At 59.0% G+C, this 16,076-nt stretch carries 18 protein-coding genes and 1 riboswitch; of the genes, 4 read left to right on the top strand and 14 right to left on the bottom strand.

Annotation, left to right across the window (positions count from 1 at the left end; all coding sequences use genetic code 11):
* Window positions 1-7 precede the first annotated feature (7 nt).
* Genes pduP through pduA form a run of 14 tightly spaced genes read right to left on the bottom strand, consistent with a single transcriptional unit; the run spans window position 8 to window position 10,757 of the window.
* The gene (gene pduP, locus KCG39_RS13485; RefSeq protein WP_004124533.1) at window positions 8-1,402 is read right to left on the bottom strand and encodes a CoA-acylating propionaldehyde dehydrogenase PduP; all 1,395 of its coding nucleotides are present in this window, start codon (window positions 1,400-1,402) and stop codon (window positions 8-10) included.
* Window positions 1,399-2,409, bottom strand: a complete 1,011-nt coding sequence (pduO, locus tag KCG39_RS13480; protein ID WP_049114662.1) for a two-domain cob(I)yrinic acid a,c-diamide adenosyltransferase PduO — start codon at window positions 2,407-2,409, stop codon at window positions 1,399-1,401. Before pduO ends, pduP begins: the two co-directional genes overlap by 4 nt.
* A gap of 9 nt (window positions 2,410-2,418) precedes the next feature.
* On the bottom strand, window positions 2,419-2,694 hold the full coding sequence (pduN, locus tag KCG39_RS13475; RefSeq protein ID WP_004124529.1) for a propanediol utilization microcompartment protein PduN: 276 nt from the start codon (window positions 2,692-2,694) through the stop codon (window positions 2,419-2,421).
* Window positions 2,695-2,697: 3 nt separating this feature from the next.
* Complete coding sequence (gene pduM / locus KCG39_RS13470; protein ID WP_142468461.1) at window positions 2,698-3,189, bottom strand: microcompartment protein PduM; 492 nt, start codon at window positions 3,187-3,189, stop codon at window positions 2,698-2,700.
* On the bottom strand, window positions 3,186-3,818 hold the full coding sequence (locus KCG39_RS13465) for a phosphate propanoyltransferase (RefSeq protein WP_004124527.1): 633 nt from the start codon (window positions 3,816-3,818) through the stop codon (window positions 3,186-3,188). Before KCG39_RS13465 ends, pduM begins: the two co-directional genes overlap by 4 nt.
* The gene (locus KCG39_RS13460) at window positions 3,818-4,288 is read right to left on the bottom strand and encodes a BMC domain-containing protein (RefSeq protein ID WP_087829907.1); all 471 of its coding nucleotides are present in this window, start codon (window positions 4,286-4,288) and stop codon (window positions 3,818-3,820) included. The genes KCG39_RS13465 and KCG39_RS13460 overlap by 1 nt, the downstream gene beginning before the upstream one ends.
* 3 nt (window positions 4,289-4,291) lie before the next feature.
* On the bottom strand, window positions 4,292-4,567 hold the full coding sequence (pduJ, locus tag KCG39_RS13455; RefSeq protein WP_001057755.1) for a propanediol utilization microcompartment protein PduJ: 276 nt from the start codon (window positions 4,565-4,567) through the stop codon (window positions 4,292-4,294).
* Window positions 4,568-4,586: 19 nt separating this feature from the next.
* Window positions 4,587-4,937, bottom strand: a complete 351-nt coding sequence (gene pduH, locus KCG39_RS13450) for a propanediol dehydratase reactivase beta subunit PduH (RefSeq protein WP_004124522.1) — start codon at window positions 4,935-4,937, stop codon at window positions 4,587-4,589.
* Window positions 4,927-6,759, bottom strand: a complete 1,833-nt coding sequence (gene pduG, locus KCG39_RS13445) for a propanediol dehydratase reactivase alpha subunit PduG (protein WP_049114663.1) — start codon at window positions 6,757-6,759, stop codon at window positions 4,927-4,929. Before pduG ends, pduH begins: the two co-directional genes overlap by 11 nt.
* Window positions 6,760-6,774: 15 nt before the next feature.
* The gene (gene pduE, locus KCG39_RS13440; protein ID WP_004124517.1) at window positions 6,775-7,296 is read right to left on the bottom strand and encodes a propanediol dehydratase small subunit PduE; all 522 of its coding nucleotides are present in this window, start codon (window positions 7,294-7,296) and stop codon (window positions 6,775-6,777) included.
* 14 nt (window positions 7,297-7,310) lie between these two features.
* On the bottom strand, window positions 7,311-7,970 hold the full coding sequence (pduD, locus tag KCG39_RS13435; RefSeq protein ID WP_004124509.1) for a propanediol dehydratase medium subunit PduD: 660 nt from the start codon (window positions 7,968-7,970) through the stop codon (window positions 7,311-7,313).
* A 10-nt stretch (window positions 7,971-7,980) separates the two neighbouring features.
* A complete protein-coding gene (gene pduC, locus KCG39_RS13430) occupies window positions 7,981-9,645 on the bottom strand; it encodes a propanediol dehydratase large subunit PduC (protein WP_004124506.1) in 1,665 nt (554 codons plus the stop codon).
* 18 nt (window positions 9,646-9,663) lie between these two features.
* Window positions 9,664-10,476, bottom strand: coding sequence for a propanediol utilization microcompartment protein PduB (gene pduB / locus KCG39_RS13425; protein ID WP_211811623.1), 813 nt, complete (start codon window positions 10,474-10,476; stop codon window positions 9,664-9,666).
* Window positions 10,473-10,757, bottom strand: a complete 285-nt coding sequence (gene pduA / locus KCG39_RS13420; RefSeq protein WP_001183618.1) for a propanediol utilization microcompartment protein PduA — start codon at window positions 10,755-10,757, stop codon at window positions 10,473-10,475. The genes pduB and pduA overlap by 4 nt, the downstream gene beginning before the upstream one ends.
* A gap of 524 nt (window positions 10,758-11,281) precedes the next feature.
* Here pduA and pduF point away from each other — a divergent pair.
* The 4 genes from pduF to cbiB all read left to right on the top strand — a co-directional run bounded on the left by pduF (window position 11,282) and on the right by cbiB (window position 16,074).
* Complete coding sequence (gene pduF / locus KCG39_RS13415; protein ID WP_004105118.1) at window positions 11,282-12,082, top strand: propanediol diffusion facilitator PduF; 801 nt, start codon at window positions 11,282-11,284, stop codon at window positions 12,080-12,082.
* Window positions 12,083-12,270: 188 nt separating this feature from the next.
* The gene (pocR, locus tag KCG39_RS13410; RefSeq protein ID WP_004124495.1) at window positions 12,271-13,182 is read left to right on the top strand and encodes a transcriptional regulator PocR; all 912 of its coding nucleotides are present in this window, start codon (window positions 12,271-12,273) and stop codon (window positions 13,180-13,182) included.
* A gap of 263 nt (window positions 13,183-13,445) precedes the next feature.
* A riboswitch (cobalamin riboswitch) is annotated at window positions 13,446-13,650 on the top strand.
* 88 nt (window positions 13,651-13,738) lie between these two features.
* On the top strand, window positions 13,739-15,118 hold the full coding sequence (locus KCG39_RS13405; protein WP_004124491.1) for a cobyrinic acid a,c-diamide synthase CobB: 1,380 nt from the start codon (window positions 13,739-13,741) through the stop codon (window positions 15,116-15,118).
* Complete coding sequence (cbiB, locus tag KCG39_RS13400) at window positions 15,115-16,074, top strand: adenosylcobinamide-phosphate synthase CbiB (RefSeq protein WP_004124488.1); 960 nt, start codon at window positions 15,115-15,117, stop codon at window positions 16,072-16,074. Before KCG39_RS13405 ends, cbiB begins: the two co-directional genes overlap by 4 nt.
* The last annotated feature ends 2 nt before the right edge of the window (window positions 16,075-16,076 follow it).

Raw genomic sequence — 16,076 nt, 5'->3', positions numbered from 1 at the left:
ACCTCGGTTAGCGAATGGAAAAGCCGTTGGTTAGCACGCAGCGACGGGAGCGGGCAAAGGTGCGCGCCGAGGTCGTCCCTTCGCCGGTCGGCGTGGCAATGGTAAAGGTGGTAAAGCCTTCACCGCCGACGCCGATCCCGGCATAAGATGGGCCGTTCTTGACGAAAATCGAGGTTTGCAGGGTGCGGGCTGCGAGGTTCAGGCGCGACACATTTTGCGAGTGCATAATGGCGGTATGATGCAGTCCCTCTTCAACCTTCAGCGCCAGGGCCAGCGCGCTATCGAAATCGCTGACTTTCACTATCGGCAGCATCGGCATCAGCTGTTCGCTGGTGACCCACGGGTCGTCGGCGTTGACGATAGCGATCAGCAAGCGCGGCGCTTTCGCCGGAACGGCGATCCCGGCGGCTTCCAGCAGCGCCGATGGGCTTTTTCCGACCAGCTTCTTATTGGCCAGGCCTTCCGGCAGGCAGGCGGCGCGGAGCTTGTCGGTATCGGCCGGGCTTAGCAGCAGCGCGCCGAAGGTTTGCATTTGCTGTACCAGACGTTCAGCGACGCTCTCCACCACAATCAGGCTTTTCTCGGCAATGCAGGGCAGGTTGTAATCGAACGAGGCGCCGTTGATGATATCCTCCGCCGCTTTGACCAGGTCAGCGGTTTCATCAACGATGCAGGGGGGGTTGCCCGCGCCAGCACCAATCACTTTTTTACCGCTCTTCATGCCCATCGCCACAATGCCGGGGCCGCCGGTAATAGCGAGGACCGCAATGCGCGGATGGGCCATCATCTGTTGGGTCGCTTCAAACGTCGGTTCCGCCACGGTGACCACCAGGTTGCGGATGCCGCAGCAGCGGAAGGCAATCTCTTCAATCAGGCTGATGAGCTTGAGTGAGACCTTTTTCGCTCCCGGATGCGGGCTGAAGTAGACGCTGTTGCCCGCCGCCAGCATGCTGATGCTGTTGTTGATGATGGTCTCCGTTGGGTTGGTGCTCGGTGCGACCGACCCGATTACGCCAAACGGCGAATACTCAAACAGCACCATACCGCCGTCGCCGGTCAGCGCGGTGGTGGTGAGATCTTCCACACCGGGGGTGTTGTCCAGCGCAGCCTTGTTTTTCAGGTATTTATCTTCTTTGTTGCCCATTCCCGTTTCATTGGCGCTCTCTTCCGCCAGCGCGGTCAGCAGCGGCGTCAGCTCCTGACGTATCGCGCTGATGATGGCGCTGCGGGTTTTCAACGGGCACTGCTGATAACGTAAGAACGCCTGGTGCGCGGCGTCGATGGCCTCGCTGACGGACTGGAAAATCCCTTTGCCCTGCGGCTGGATCGGCGTTTGCGCTGGCGTGGTTAATTGCTCGCTAAGAATGGTGCGAATAAGGGTTTCGAGTTCAGAAGTATTCATTGATGAGTTCCCACATTAATGGCCGCGATGGCGGCCAGTGCTATGTCCATGTCCTGCTCAACGCTGCCGCCGCTGATGCCAAGACCCCCGATTAATAAGCCGTCGCGCCACAGGGCGTAACCACCGCCAAAGGTGACCACTTTTCCCTGTAAATGCGTTTCGAGGCCATAAAGCACGGCGCCCGGCTGAACCACATCGCTCAGCTCATGGGTCGCCGTTTTCATCGCCACCGCGGTCCAGGCCTTTTTCGGCGCCAGTTCGCTGCTGACCAGCAGGGCGTCCGGCATCCGCCAGGTCACGGTCTCGGTACCGTGGGCATCAACGATGCTGATCACCACCGGCACCTGTAGCCGCTGCGCGCGCTCGACGGCGGCGCGGGTGAGCTGGTGTAGATCGTGGAATGAGAGGGCCACGGGCGTCGTCTCCTTACTGCGGCTCGGCTGGCTGGCGGCCAGATAGCGCCGGCTTATTTCACGGATAAGGTTGTTCTGGTGCGCGTCGCTATCTTCGGCGCGGGCCAGGGCGTACAGGCAGTCTGATAAGCGATTGATGTAGCGCATCAGCACCTGGCGCACATTGACTTCCGCCGCCAGCTCCACCAGGCGGCGTTCGGCCCGGCGGGCCAGCGTACGGGCAAAATGCAGGCGGCTCGCAGCTTCGCAGCGGCCGGGTAAAATAAAGCTGTGCAGCGGTTCGACGCGGGCCATGGCCCGATCGATGGCGGCTTCCAGGGCGGAAATTTCTTCGCTGCTGATGTAGCGCTGTTTGGGCGACGGCCGTTCGCTGTCGCTGGCCAGTTCCGCGCTAAACCAGAAAATTTGCTGCTGGATGGCCTCGAGCAGGGCGCGGTGATTTTCATCCGCGGCGGCGCAGGCGCACAGGCTCAGCGCGGCATTCAGCTCGTCCAGCGTGCCGTAGGCTTCAACCCGCGGATGGGTTTTACTCACCCGCTGGCCGGTAAAGAGTGAGGTGGTGCCAGCGTCGCCCGTTCGGGTATAAATCGCCATATTCGCTCCTTAACGTGAAAGCGTATCGACAATGCCGACGACGGCGAGGTCGATGGCCTCGTTTGGCCCGGAAAAAACGTGCCTGGCGCTGGAGCCGCCGCTGAGCAGAACCAGCTCGCCGATCCCCGCGCCGACGGAATCCACGGCGACTTCATCGCCGGAGGTGGGCGAGGCGGGAAGTTCGCCATCGGCGCTGACCCTCCGCACAAGCAGCAGCTTTTTCCCGACCAGGGAAGGCGATTTTTGCGTGGAGACAACCGCGCCCGTGACTCGTGCCAGATGCATGATTTACTCCTGCTTAATTAATTGAATATTCCGCGCGCGCGCCGCGTCGCGCGCCAGGGCGGTCACGAGGCATTTGCGCTGAATAACCAGACGCCCGTGACCTAGCGGCGCGACGTCGCGATAGCTGAGCACCGAACCGGCGTGTAAAACCAGCGGCAGCCCGCGTTCGTCGGCAAAGGTCAGCGGCAGGCGAGCCAGTTTTTTAACCGGGATAACCGGCAGCAGCTGGCCGTGCAGGGTGAGCTGCACGCGGATGCCGAAAGCCAGCGCATCGTGAATGTTGCGGGCGGCGGCATCGTCGGTGTCCGCCTCCGCCAACTGGTTCAGCAGCGGCAGGTCGACGAGCAGGATGCGCAGCGACGCGTGCTGGCAGAACAGACTCCGGCAGTCGGCATCACGCAGTTGCGCAACGCTCAGCGTCGCCGTGCTTTCGGCACGCCGCTGCAGCCGGGAGACGATCGTCTCCACAATGCGCTGCAGAAGTTCAGCGTTCATCGCGGGCCTACCAGCCGGGCAAAGACCTGCGGGCTATCGGCCCCGGCGGCGTTAGCCTCATCGGTATCAATATGCATTTCGAGGCGCATGTCCGGCGAAACGCGAACCGCCACGTTGTTGAAGATCAGCCCGCGCTCGTCGCCTTCAATGGCCACCGAAACTCTGTCGCCGTGGGCGACCCGCAGGATCAGCGCATCGAGCGGCGACATATGAATATGCCGCTGCGCGACGATAACCCCTGACGCCAGCTCCAGCTCGCCAAAAGGGCTGACCAGGCGGATGCCCGGCGTGCCCTTGAGGTTGCCGGACATTCTCAGCGGCGCCGCAACGCCCAGGGTTCTGGCATCGGTACGTGAGATTTCCACCTGGCTTACCGAGCGCAGCGGGCCGAGCAGGCGTACATTTTTCAGTTGCCCCTTCGGCCCCACCAGGGTGACGGTTTGCTCCGCGGCATACTGTCCCGGCTGCAGCAGCGCTTTTTTCTCGCTGATGGGATGGCCGGGGAACAGGCGTTCGTAATCCGCCGCGGACAGGTGGATATGACGATTTGAAACCCCCAGCGGGATGGGCCGTAGCCGCATCTCGTCGAGAACTTTACTGACCGTTGATTCCAGAAGCTGTTTATCCATTACGCCTCACCTCGCTTGCCGGGGTGAATGCAAAGCGAGCGCGGCTCGCCCTTCTGGCGCGGACATTTCGGGTCCAGACACAGGTTGCAGCTAACCAGACCCTGTTCCTGCGGGAGCGCTTCGGAAACCCTATCTGCCGTCTCTGACGCTTCAGGCTCAGGTTGCATGACGGAGAGAGGGGGCGTCTGCGTGCGCAGGATCCCTTCTCCTGGCCTGGCGATGACTTTGTGGGCCACCAGGCCATTTCGCTGTTCGGCAAACTGCGCACCGGTGGTGATAGCCGCCTGCACGGAGGCCACATCACCGGTAATTTTAATCACCGTCCAGCCTGAACCATTGGTCTTTTCGAGGGCGACCAGCGTGATAGAAGCGGATTTCGCCATGATATCGGCGCAGCTAATAGCCAGTGCCAGACCACAAACTTCAAGTAATCCCAGTGATTGCTTCACGCGGTGCTCCTTATTCGCCATCAATCAGGCTGATTTCGGTAAAATGGCCTCAACGTCGCTGTGCGGACGCGGGATCACGTGGCAGGATTTCACTTCACCCACTACGCTTGCCGCCGCGCTGCCCGCGTCCACCGCCGCTTTGACCGCGCCGACGTCGCCGCGAACCATCACGGTCACCAGACCAGAGCCAATTTTTTCGTAGCCAACCAGCTGCACGTTGGCGGATTTCACCATGGCGTCGGCGGCTTCAATAGCGCCCACCAACCCTTTTGTTTCAACCAGTCCCAGTGCGTTATTCATCCTGCTGTTCTCCTGTTGCTTAGCGATTCAGGTCCCGGAAAGGGACCCCTTTGACCAGCCGTGCCGCGTTATTACCGGTGTTGCGATAGGCCTGACTGTCCTGATGATGCATCAGCGTAAAAAGCGGCGCCGATGCGGGTAAATTCTTGTAGTGCACGACCAGCGTATGGCGGTCGCAGGCGATGCCCACCAGCAGCGGCGAACTGCGCGCCGCCTGCCAGGCGCTGTCCACGACCTCTCCGGCCGGCTGATGCTGGAGCAGGAAAGGGATGCCTTCCTCTTCAATGCCCAGCAACACTTCGCGCCACAGGCCGTCGCAGCCGTCGATGGCGGTAATGACGATGGCCGGGGCGCTGTGCTTACTGTCCATGCGCAAACTCCTTATGCCAGGAGAGAATCAGCCCGGTGGCCACCGCGTTTCTCGGGCCTTCGCTGCCGCGAATATTTCCCCGCCCGGCAACCAGGCGGTAGTGCGCCAGCGCATCGGTGACCAGCTGCGGGACTTCGAAATCCAGCGACGAGCCGCCGACCAACACCACGAACGGAATATCGCGAATGTTGCCGGTCGGGCTGACCTGACGCAGCGCGCGCAGGGCGTTGGTGACAAAGACCCGCTCTTTGGCGCTGCGGCGAATGGCGCGTACTTTTTCCAGTGCTAAGTCGCCGGGTAGCGGCACCAGTTCCTCCGGTTTCACCACGCAGACACGAGCGAATACAGCGGGAGGCAGCGGCGTGGAGAAGAACTGCACGCTGCCGTCCTCGTGGCGCAAATGGAACAGGCTTTCGACCTTAGCCAGCGGGTATTTCTTGATCTCTTCCGCCAGATAGCGGTCTTCCAGCCCCAGCTCGCGGGCAATGATCATCGTCACCATATCGCCTGCTCCGGCGAGGTGGGTGGCGATGATTTCGCCTTTAGGGTTGATGATGGAGGCATCGGTGGAGCCTGCGCCGAGGTCGAGGATCGCCAGCGGTCGGGTGGTGCCCGGCGTGGTCAGCGCGCCCAGGATGGCGGCTTCGGCCTCGGCGCCGCCGATCTGCACGTCGATATTAAGCTTCTGCTCGATCTCGCGGGCGATCATCGCCATCTGCAGGCGATCCGATTTCACCATCGAAGCGATGCCGACGGCCTGCTCCAGCGAGAACTCCCCGGCCAGACCGCCGGTGACGCTCACCGGTACCGAGGTATCAACGGCCAGCAGGTCCTGGATGAATATTTCGCTACTCGGCTTGTTGGTCAGCTCGGCCATGGTCTGGCGCACGTGTTCCAGCATGCCGCCGATATTGGTGCCAGCCTCGCCGGTGACGTTATCGAGCCTGCCGCAGCCGTCGACCGCTTTCATGATGGCCTCGGCGCCGGCGGCGACATCTACGCGCACGCTGCGCCCCTGGGCCAGCAGCGCCAGGTTACCGGCGGGGATCGCCCGCGCTTTGACATCGCCGGATGGCGTTTTGACCACCACGGCGGAACGGTTGCCAATCAGCGCGCGGGCCATCGGGACGATGTTTTTCGTCTCCTCCGGGTTGAGGTTGAATACGGTAGCGATGCCGTAAGGGTTGGAGAGGGTTTCGATAACCTTCCCCGGAACGGCGACTTCAATCGCCGCCAGCATCCCCAGCGGAATGCGGTCGATGTACAGCACTTCGTCAACGATTGGCAGCGGTTTTTCCAGCCGGTTGCTGACCAGCACGCCGTCGTCGCGCTGCAAAATGACGCCGGTAATCTGATACCCGGCGCGCAGGGAGGCGTTGATAACGTTCGCGATATCGGCAAAATCGAAGGTCGATGACACCACCAGGATATAGGGGGCGTCCGCCGGGCGGGTTAACAGCTCCTGCGGCGTAATAGTGATGCCAACGCCAAGCCCCACGCCGCCGGGCGTTTTCGGGTTATGACCGATCATGGTCGATTCGGTGATGATGGTTTCGGTAATGGTTTCCATCGCCACATCGCCAATCACCGGCGTGGCTTCGTTAATGCGGATGAGCGAAATATCGCTGACATTGATCCCCGCGCGCTTTGCAACGAGAGCGAGGGCCTCCTGAATGCCGAACACGTTACGCAACGTGCCTTTGATCCCGGTGGTTTCCGCTAGCGCGCTATGCGTAATCGTCAGCGCGCCGGCCGCATCCAGAGTCGCCAGGGCGACTTCCGTTGATGAGTTGCCGATATCAATGCCAGCTATATATCGCATTGTTTACCCCTAAAGTTAATCGTCGCCTTTAAGTTTCTTACGCTCGACGTACAGCGTGGCCGCTTCGCGAACGAAAGCGGCGCAAATCTTCGCCTGATAGCGGCTTTCGAGATCGTCGGCGATCGCCAGCAGCTCCTCTTTCGTCGAGCGATAGGGGCGGAGGGCGTTGTAGATTTCAAGAATGCGATCGTCCGGTACCGCGGTCAGCTCGGCGGCGCGTTCGAAGTTCATCGCCAGCCGGTCGCGGCCCGCGTCTTTGGCGATAGATGCCTGTAAGCGCAGGGTTTCCGGGGTGATACGCATATCCTGGGCGGTGACTTTGTTGCTCAGCACGTTTTCCAGCGTAAAGTCGTCCAGCGTTTTATTGGTGGCGGTTTTCACCCATTCCGGGTGCTTGTTCGCCAGCGGATAGTCGCTGACCCTGGCGCTACGGGGCGCGCCGCCAGCCGCCGGAGCCGCCGCAGGCGCCTCGCCCTGCAGGCTATTCATGCGGCTCAATACGTCGCGGACCATCGATTCAATTGCGTCGGTATTCATGGAGTTATCCTTTATCAAAGCGCCACGCGCAGTTCCTGCGGGTTTTTACCCGTCACCACGTACTTGGTCTCTTTAATGTGCAAAATGGCCGATTTCGCCTGGTACTTTGGCCGCGCCATCTGATCATTCAGTGTCGGGACCGGCTGCGGCGATTCGCGTTTCGCATAGCGGGCGGCGTTCTTACCAATCTGACGGTAGGTGTCCAGGGTCAGCAGCGGCGCCTGTGGGAACAGCTCCAGGTTGGAGAGCGGCGGCAGCCCCTGCTGGTGGATAACCGTGGTGCCTTTCGACTGGATGCCGATAGAGATGCCGGAGCCGCTCAGGCGATTGCCCTCAACGGCGACGAAGGCCACGTCGGAGGATTTAAAGCAGCGAATCACGCGCGCTTTAATGCCTTCTTCTTCAATACCGGCAATCACTTCGCGCAGAATGCTCTTATGCGGGATGCCAACGATATTGACGGTCTGCGCCAGGCCGAAAGCCGGGCCGACGGCGATAATCACTTCGTCCTGCTGGGTTCCCTGACGCGCTTCGCCCACTTCGGTCAGGAAGCCGTCGCCGGCAGGCGCTGCGGAGGCAGCCGGCGCATTAAACGAGACCGGTTTATCGCTGCCCTTCATTTCGCTAAGCACGTCTTCAATTATCTGGCGCAGCAATTTTTCATTAATTTCCATTTCTCACCCCTTAATCAATCTCGTTGGGATCAAGAGCGCCAGGGATGTTTTTGATCTCTTCCCAGCGTTCGCCCTGCAGGCGATAACCCGTTGCCGGACCGGCATAATCGTTAACGTCGTTGACGGCTGATAGCACCTGTCCGTCGCCGACGATAATCGCGGAGGTATGCAGATAGTCCCCGGTCAGCTTGGCCTTCTGGATGTTGAGCATGTCCTGGGCCACGTCGGTAAACCCGCCCTGCGCCAGCGCTTTCACTACTTCCAGACCGTTGCGGTTTTGATTGATGATTTCCTGGGCGAACTTGATGTCTTCGACGATGTTACGCTCCGGCATATCTTTCGAACCGTGGGCGTAGGTCGCGGCTTCAACTTCCTCATCAGTAATCGGCGGCAGCCCCATTCCGGCAAACACGGCCTGCAGCGCGCGGGCGGCTTTGTTACGGATGGCGATGACGTCCTCTTCACGAACCGGACGCAGACCGCCGTCCACCTTCAGGTCGCGCTGGATAACGTTGTAGTCGTCAAAGTCTTCGGCATCTTCGTTGGAGCCGGCGAACATGTTGTCGTAGTTCGGCACCGCGGAATAACCGGAGGAGATGAAGTCGGTTCCCGGCAGGAACTGCATCAGCAGGCGCGCGGTGCGACGCATATCGGAGTGGGTAAAGGTCTGGTCGTTACTGGAGGCGCATTCCAGATCCAGCGACGAGCAGATCAGGTTTTCCGCCAGCACCGCACGAATGCCTGACGGCACCGCAGACGGTACGCCGATGCAGCTCACCGAGCCGTTCTGCAGCCCCTGAACGCCGGCGGCTTTGGTGATGTAGATGCAGCGCGCTTCCAGATAAAGCATGGATTTGCCTTCGGCGTAGCCCATCTGCACTTCCGAGCCGGAGCCGGAGGTGAAGCGCATTTTCAGGCCGCGAGAGGCGTAGGACGAGGCCAGGAAGCCCTTCGACCACGGGGTGTCGTCGCCGTCGGTAAAGACCGGCTCGGTGCCGTAGACGGAGATGGTTTCGGCGTAGCAGGTATGGCCCAGCATGCCGAGCTTCAGCTCGGTGGCTTCTTCCAGCGAGCACTGAGTCAGCACGCCCGGACGGCCTACCTGCGAGCCCACCAGCAGCGCGATGGCGTTAAACGGCGCATAGCGCGCTACCGCAACCGTGGTTTCTTGTTCGTCAAATCCGCGCCATGCGCCTTCGGCGGCGTCGGCGGCAATTTGTACCGGGTTATCTTTGACGTTGGTGACGTGGGCCTGCTGGGACGGGGTGCGGCGAGCGCGCATTTTCTGCATCGCCATCATCATCTCGACCACGTTCATATGCGAAACCACTTCGACGATTTTCGCCGGCGTCATCGCGGTGGTCAGCGGGACGATTTCGCTGCGTTTGACGTTCGGATCGCACAGCATATTGGCCAGCTTGACCGAATCCATCGCCATCACTTCTTCAGCGCGGTTCAGATTGATGCCGTAGCGGGCGATGAAGTGGTCGATCAGGTCAAATTCGCTTACCGGTTTCCCGTCCAGCTCGGTTACCGCGCCGTTAACGATTTTAATCGACGGTTTCGGGTCGTTCGGGCTTTCCATTGCGATAAAGCCTTCTTCGATCCACTCTTTAACGAAGCCGTCCTGATTCACAGGGCGTTTCGCCAGTGCTTCAAATCTTTTCGATCTCATGAATCAGCCTCGTGGGTATCAGATGTAGGACGGGCGATCGTTTTTCGGTTCAGAACCGAGGGTCGCAAGGACGGTTTTGCCGATTTCGCGCGCCGAGATGACCGCCTGGCGGACCGCGCCGGAGTCGCCGGAAATCACCAGAATGGCTTCGTTACTGAAGCTGGTGCCGTGCGCCGGGGAGCTATAGACCACGACTTCAACGTTGGCTGACTTCAGCGCGGTATCGGCCATCAGTACGCCAACCGAAGCCGGCGCGCCGACGATGATGCCGCAGGCGCGGCCAATCGGCGCGCCGAACGCTTTTTCCAGGGCGTAGCTGGCGCGAGCGGTGTACTGCAGCTCGATATGTCCGGCTTCGTTGCCGTAAACATCGCCGAAGGTGCGGTCGAGCTCTTTCAGAGCGACTTCGATACCGCGCTTAACGTCGGAAACGTCGTTGCCGCCTAAAATAATCAGCGAACCGTGGCCCGCGCCGCCTTTGGTATCGCGCGGAAGCTCAATGCTGACCACTTCGGTGTTGGTGGCTTTCACCGCTTCGTCCGCCGCCATAATGTGCGGGCCTGCGCCGGTGCGGGCGCCGAGAATGCCGATGGAGCGATAGCGTTTTTCAAGCTTCATCGCGTCCAGCAGGGCGGTATCGACGTTGGCGATCACCAGGCCCAGGGTGTCGCCAATGGCGGTCCCGACAAATTCCGTTAAACTGCAGCTTTTTTCTGCCATAGCCGTCTCTCGTATTGGATGGTTTTCAGTAGGGATGGCCTGCTGTTCCGGCGTTGCCACACGGGCAATCACCTGAGCCATGATCTGTTCAACCAGCTCATTGCTGCTCATTGGCTAATTCCCTTCGGTAAGATTTTTTCTACATCGGTGTGAGGGCGTGGGATGACGTGTACGGCTTTCACTTCTCCCACGTTACGTGCGGCGGCGGCACCGGCATCGGTGGCCGCTTTCACCGCGCCAACGTCGCCGCGCACGATGACGGTGACCAGCCCGGAGCCAATCTTTTCATAGCCCACTAACATCACATTGGCTGACTTCACCATTGCATCAGCGGCCTCTATGGCTGCGGTTAAGCCTTTGGTTTCTACCATTCCTAGTGCTTCTTGTTGCATAAAGACCTCGCATGGAGTGTTCCGATAGTTGGGACTATAAGAAGATGCGAGGAAAAAGAATGGCTGACTTGAATTTGATGGTGAAAAAATAGTGGGTATTTAATAATATAAAATTGTCATTTATAAATTTAATGCAATGATTTTATTATATATTTTTATTTTGTCTTATGTGATTATCTTGTTTTGTATATTCCATATTTACAAATTTATCCATGACGAATTTAATTTTATCTGCTATGCGAGAAAAACTGATTTGTGATGTTTGTTGGAAAAAGAGGAGTTGGTTTTAGCAATATTTTTGCATGCCAAAGGGACAGGTTAATTACAGAATCCACGCGTCAGCGTAGCTCTTCCGGCTTATTCCATGACAATAATTTGTTATTGATGCCCGAATTTTCCGGAGCCGCCGTCGGCAGGTTGCCAACAATTTGTGGAGCGGAGTTCATATAGTGATGCTCGTTGTACTCTACTGCCAGCAGGAGGTTGGCTGGTCAGGACACGAACTCTGCTAAGAAGGTGTCACCATGAATGATTCGTTAAAAGCGCAATGTACCGCCGAGTTTCTGGGCACCGGGCTGTTTTTGTTTTTCGGCATCGGCTGCCTGAGTGCGTTGAAAGTGGCGGGCGCGAGCCTCGGGCTATGGGAGATATGCATTATCTGGGGGCTGGGGATCTCGCTTGCCGTCTATCTGACGTCGGGAATATCCGGCGGCCATCTCAACCCGGCGGTGACCGTGGCTTTATGGCTATTTGCCTGCTTTCCCGGACGAAAAGTTTTCCCCTATATCGTTTCACAGGTCGCGGGCGCCTTTGGCGGCGCGGTGCTGGCCTATGTGTTGTACAGCACTATGTTTACCGAGTTTGAATCCGCCCACCATATTGCTCGCGGCAGTGTGGAGAGCCTGCAGTTGGCGAGTATTTTCAGCACCTACCCGGCGGCGTCGCTGAGCATCTGGCACGCGGCGCTGGTCGAGGTGGTAATCACCTCCATGCTGATGGGGATGATCATGGCGCTGACCGACGATGGCAACGGCGTGCCGAAAGGGCCGCTGGCCCCGCTGTTGATCGGTCTGCTGGTGGCGGTCATTGGCGCCTCAACCGGGCCGCTGACCGGCTTCGCGATGAATCCGGCACGTGATTTTGGACCGAAGCTGTTTACGTGGATGGCGGGCTGGGGCGATATCGCGATGACCGGCGGAAGGGATATTCCGTATTTTATTGTACCGATTATTGCGCCGCTGATCGGCGCCTGCCTCGGCGCGGCGATCTATCGTTATCTGATAGGGAATAACTTACCGTGTAATACCTGTAAATTAGAGGATTAATGTATCGGCTGAAATAGCTAAAAAATTTCATGAACCGGTATCACGAACTGGCCAAAAACGTCTCCCACGGATGGGAGACTTTTGCTATCGTAATATTCTTTTATCGTTGGCGGTAAATGATGATGAAAGGCAGTGAATATTAAAAAAATGTTTTATTTATAACAAAAAATTAACTGAGAGGTTTTATCATGATTTCTGCGAGCACACTGAACTCAGAACTCATTAATAAAATCGCACAGGATTTTGCGCAGGCCACCAGTCTGGCGGTTGTGGTTGTCAATATTCACGGTGATGAAATATCCGAACTGTTTAATTTCACTCCTTTCTGCCAGCTGATGCGCCAGCATCCCCAGCACAGCACCCGCTGCCGAATGAGCGACCGCTGCGGCGGCCTCGAGGCCTCGAAAACCGATGCGCTCTGTATCTACCGCTGCCACGCCGGGTTAACCGATTTTTCCATTCCGCTGGTTATCGCCGGGCACCTTGTGGGCTTCGTGCTTTGTGGCCAGGTGCGCTTAAGCAACGACGTTGAACTGGTGGATATCCTCAACGTTGACGACCGCTGGCAGGCTGACCCCGAGCTGCTTAAAGCGTTCCGCGACGTGCCGGAGATGGACTACTCCAGAGTGATTGCCTCCGCGGATTTACTGAAGCTGATCGTCGAGAATTGCCTGAAAAAGCAGCTTAATTTTGTGGTGATTAAAGACAATCCCCTGCCGCCTGAACCCGCGCGCGCCAGCCGGGCGGTCAGCCCCCACGACAGTAAAATGAAGAAGGCACTGCGCTACATTGACGCCCATTTATCCGACGAGCTTCGCCTGGAAGACGTCGCCGCCCACGTTTATCTCAGTCCCTACTATTTCAGTAAGCTGTTCAAAAAATATCAGGGAATCGGTTTTAACGCGTGGGTTAACCATCAGCGGATGGTGAGCGCCAAAGAGCTGCTTTGCCACAGCGACTGGAGCATCGCCAGCATTGCGCGGAATTTAGGATTTTCGCAAACCAGCTATTTTTGCAAAGTTTTTCGCCAGGCTTATCAGGTCACTCCGCAGGCCTATCGCCAGCAAATTAACGCCAGATCACAAACTGAGTCAATTTAAATGACAATATTTTGTTATTGCCGATTTTTGATATGCCCTCGTATCTGGCTCATTATAAAATGAAAATATCTCATTCAGAGCAATAAATTGTCATAGCGCAACAAAATAATAATGAGAGAACGATAAGCTGCACCAGTTTTTATTTATTTGATGGGATAGAGTGACAACTGAAATGCTTTTCAGAGCGCTATCGGCGTAATGAAGCAGCCTTTGCAATTAAAGATTAAACACGACGGGAGCCATCCAGCTTCCGTAAGATGTTCCTGAAAGCATTCGAGCCGGGCAGTCCCGCTCGAATCACGACGGACTAAACCGACAGGCGCCAGGGAAGGGGGTGTGAATCCCCCGCAGCCCCCGCTGCTGTGATGCTGACGAACCCATATTTAGCCACTGATCTGCTTACCGGATTGGGAAGGATGGGGGAGGACGACGCTAAGCCAGAAGACCTGCCTGCCGGTAATAATCAACAACTTCGGTGGGAAGTGGGTTGCTCAGATGCGTACAGTCGAAAGACTGGGAATGCACGCAGCCCTACCACCCGGCACAGGATCGGGGTATGGCAGCCAGGCAGCACGCATTTATTCTCGCAGGTACCGGCAGCGGTTGTGGTAAAACCACCGTTACGCTTGGTCTGCTCAGCCTGTTGAAGCAGCGCGGCATGCGGGTGCAGCCGTACAAAGTCGGCCCGGACTACCTCGACACCGGCTGGCACACCGCCGTCAGCGGCGTCGCTTCCTGCAACCTCGATGGCTTTATGCTCCCGGAGCCAGTGCTTAACGCGCTGTTTTGCGAACGGATGCAGCGGGCGGATATCGCGGTCATTGAAGGCGTCATGGGGCTGTATGACGGTTTCGGCGCCGACCCCGGCTACTGCAGTACCGCCGCGATGGCCAAACAGCTCGGCTGTCCGGTCATTTTACTGGTAGACGGTAAAGCGGTTTCCACCTCCATCGCCGCCACGGTGATGGGATTTCAGCACTTCGACCCCAGCCTGAATATCGCCGGCGTTATCGTCAATCGCGTCAACAGTGACACCCATTATCAACTTCTCAAAGGCGCCATTGAACGCTACTGCGGGCTGCCGGTGCTCGGCTACGTGCCGCGGGTGGAAGGGGTGGCGTTACCGGAACGCCATCTGGGACTGGTTACCGCCCGCGAGTCGCTGGTTAACCAGCAGCCGTGGCGCGATTTTGCCCACACGCTGGCGCAAACGCTGGATATTGAACGGCTCCTTGCCCTTAGCCAACTCATTACCCTACCCGCCGGGGAGTGGTCCCCGCTGCCGTCGCCCGACGCCGGCGCGGGCCTGACGCTGGCGCTGGCCGACGACGAAGCCTTCAACTTTTACTACCCGGATAACCTCACGCTGCTCGAACGTTGCGGGGTGAATATCGTGCGCTTCAGCCCGCTGCGCGATAGCGAGCTTCCACCGTGCCAGATGATTTGGCTCGGCGGCGGCTATCCGGAAATTCATGCCGCCGCGCTGGCGGCGAACACGCGGATGCTGGCGCAGCTGCAGGAGGCGCACCGGCGCGGGGTGGCGATTTACGCCGAATGCGGCGGCCTGATGTATCTCGGCAGCACTCTTGAAGACGCCAGCGGCGACATCTATCCGATGGCCAACCTTATTCCCGGTCACAGCAAGATGGGCAAACGGCTCACCCGCTTTGGCTACTGTGAGGCGCGGGCGATGCGGCAAACGCTGCTGGCGGCGCCCGGCGAAATCCTGCGCGGGCACGAGTTTCACTACTCGGATTTTACCCCCGAGTCCCCTGCGGTCCTGGCCTGCCGCAAAGTCCGCGACGGCATCACCCTCCAGCAGTGGTCGGGCGGCTGGCAGGTGGGCAACACGTTCGCCAGTTATCTGCACCTGCACTTTGCGCAGCGTCCCATGATGCTTAACCACTGGCTGGCTGCGGCAAGGAGCGCGCTATGACGCTGCTGGCCTGGGGCGTTGCCTGGCTCCTTGATTTTTTCATCGGCGATCCGCAGAGCTGGCCGCACCCGGTGCGCTGGATTGGCAACCTGATCGCCGTCGTTCAGCGCGGCGTGCGTCGCTGCTGTCACAGCGATGCGGCCCTGCGCCTCGGCGGCGCGATGATGTGGCTGGTGGTGGTCGGGCTGACGTGGGGCGTCTCCTGGGGCGTGCTGACCCTGGCGCAGGCGATCCATCCGTGGCTTGGCTGGCTCGTTGAAGTATGGATGATTTTCACCGTGCTGGCCGGACGCTGTCTGGCGCAGTCGGCGCGGGATGTCGAGCGTCCGCTGCGCGCGGGCGATCAGGTGGAGAGCCGTATCAAACTGTCGTGGATCGTCGGGCGAGACACGTCGCAGCTTGCGCCGCAGCAGATTAATCGCGCGGTGGTGGAAACCGTCGCGGAGAACACCGTCGACGGCATTATCGCGCCGCTCTTCTTTTTGCTGCTGGGCGGCGCGCCGCTGGCGATGGCCTATAAAGCGGTCAACACCCTGGACTCGATGGTTGGCTATAAGCACGAAAAATATCGTGCCATCGGCATGGTCAGCGCCCGCCTCGATGATGTCGCCAACTTTATCCCCGCCCGCCTGAGCTGGCTGCTTATCAGCCTCGCCGCTCTCCTCTGCGGTGAAGCGGGCGGCCGCGCGTTGCGCATCGGCTGGCGCGACCGCTACAACCACAGCAGCCCGAACTGCGGCTGGTCGGAAGCGGCGGTCGCCGGGGCGCTCGGCATCCGGCTTGGCGGCCCTAACGATTACTTTGGCCAGCGCGTGGAGAAGCCGTGGATCGGCGACGCGACGCGCGATATTTCCGTAGACGATATTTCCCGAACGATTCGACTGATGTGGGTGTCTTCGACCCTGGCGCTGGCGCTGTTTATGGCGGTCCGGTACTGGCTGGTCGGCGCAGCCTGAGG

The organism is Klebsiella pasteurii (assembly GCF_018139045.1).
Lineage (GTDB): Bacteria > Pseudomonadota > Gammaproteobacteria > Enterobacterales > Enterobacteriaceae > Klebsiella > Klebsiella grimontii.
Note: the sequence above shows the minus strand (reverse complement) of the source record. Positions and strands in the feature narration are given on the sequence as shown.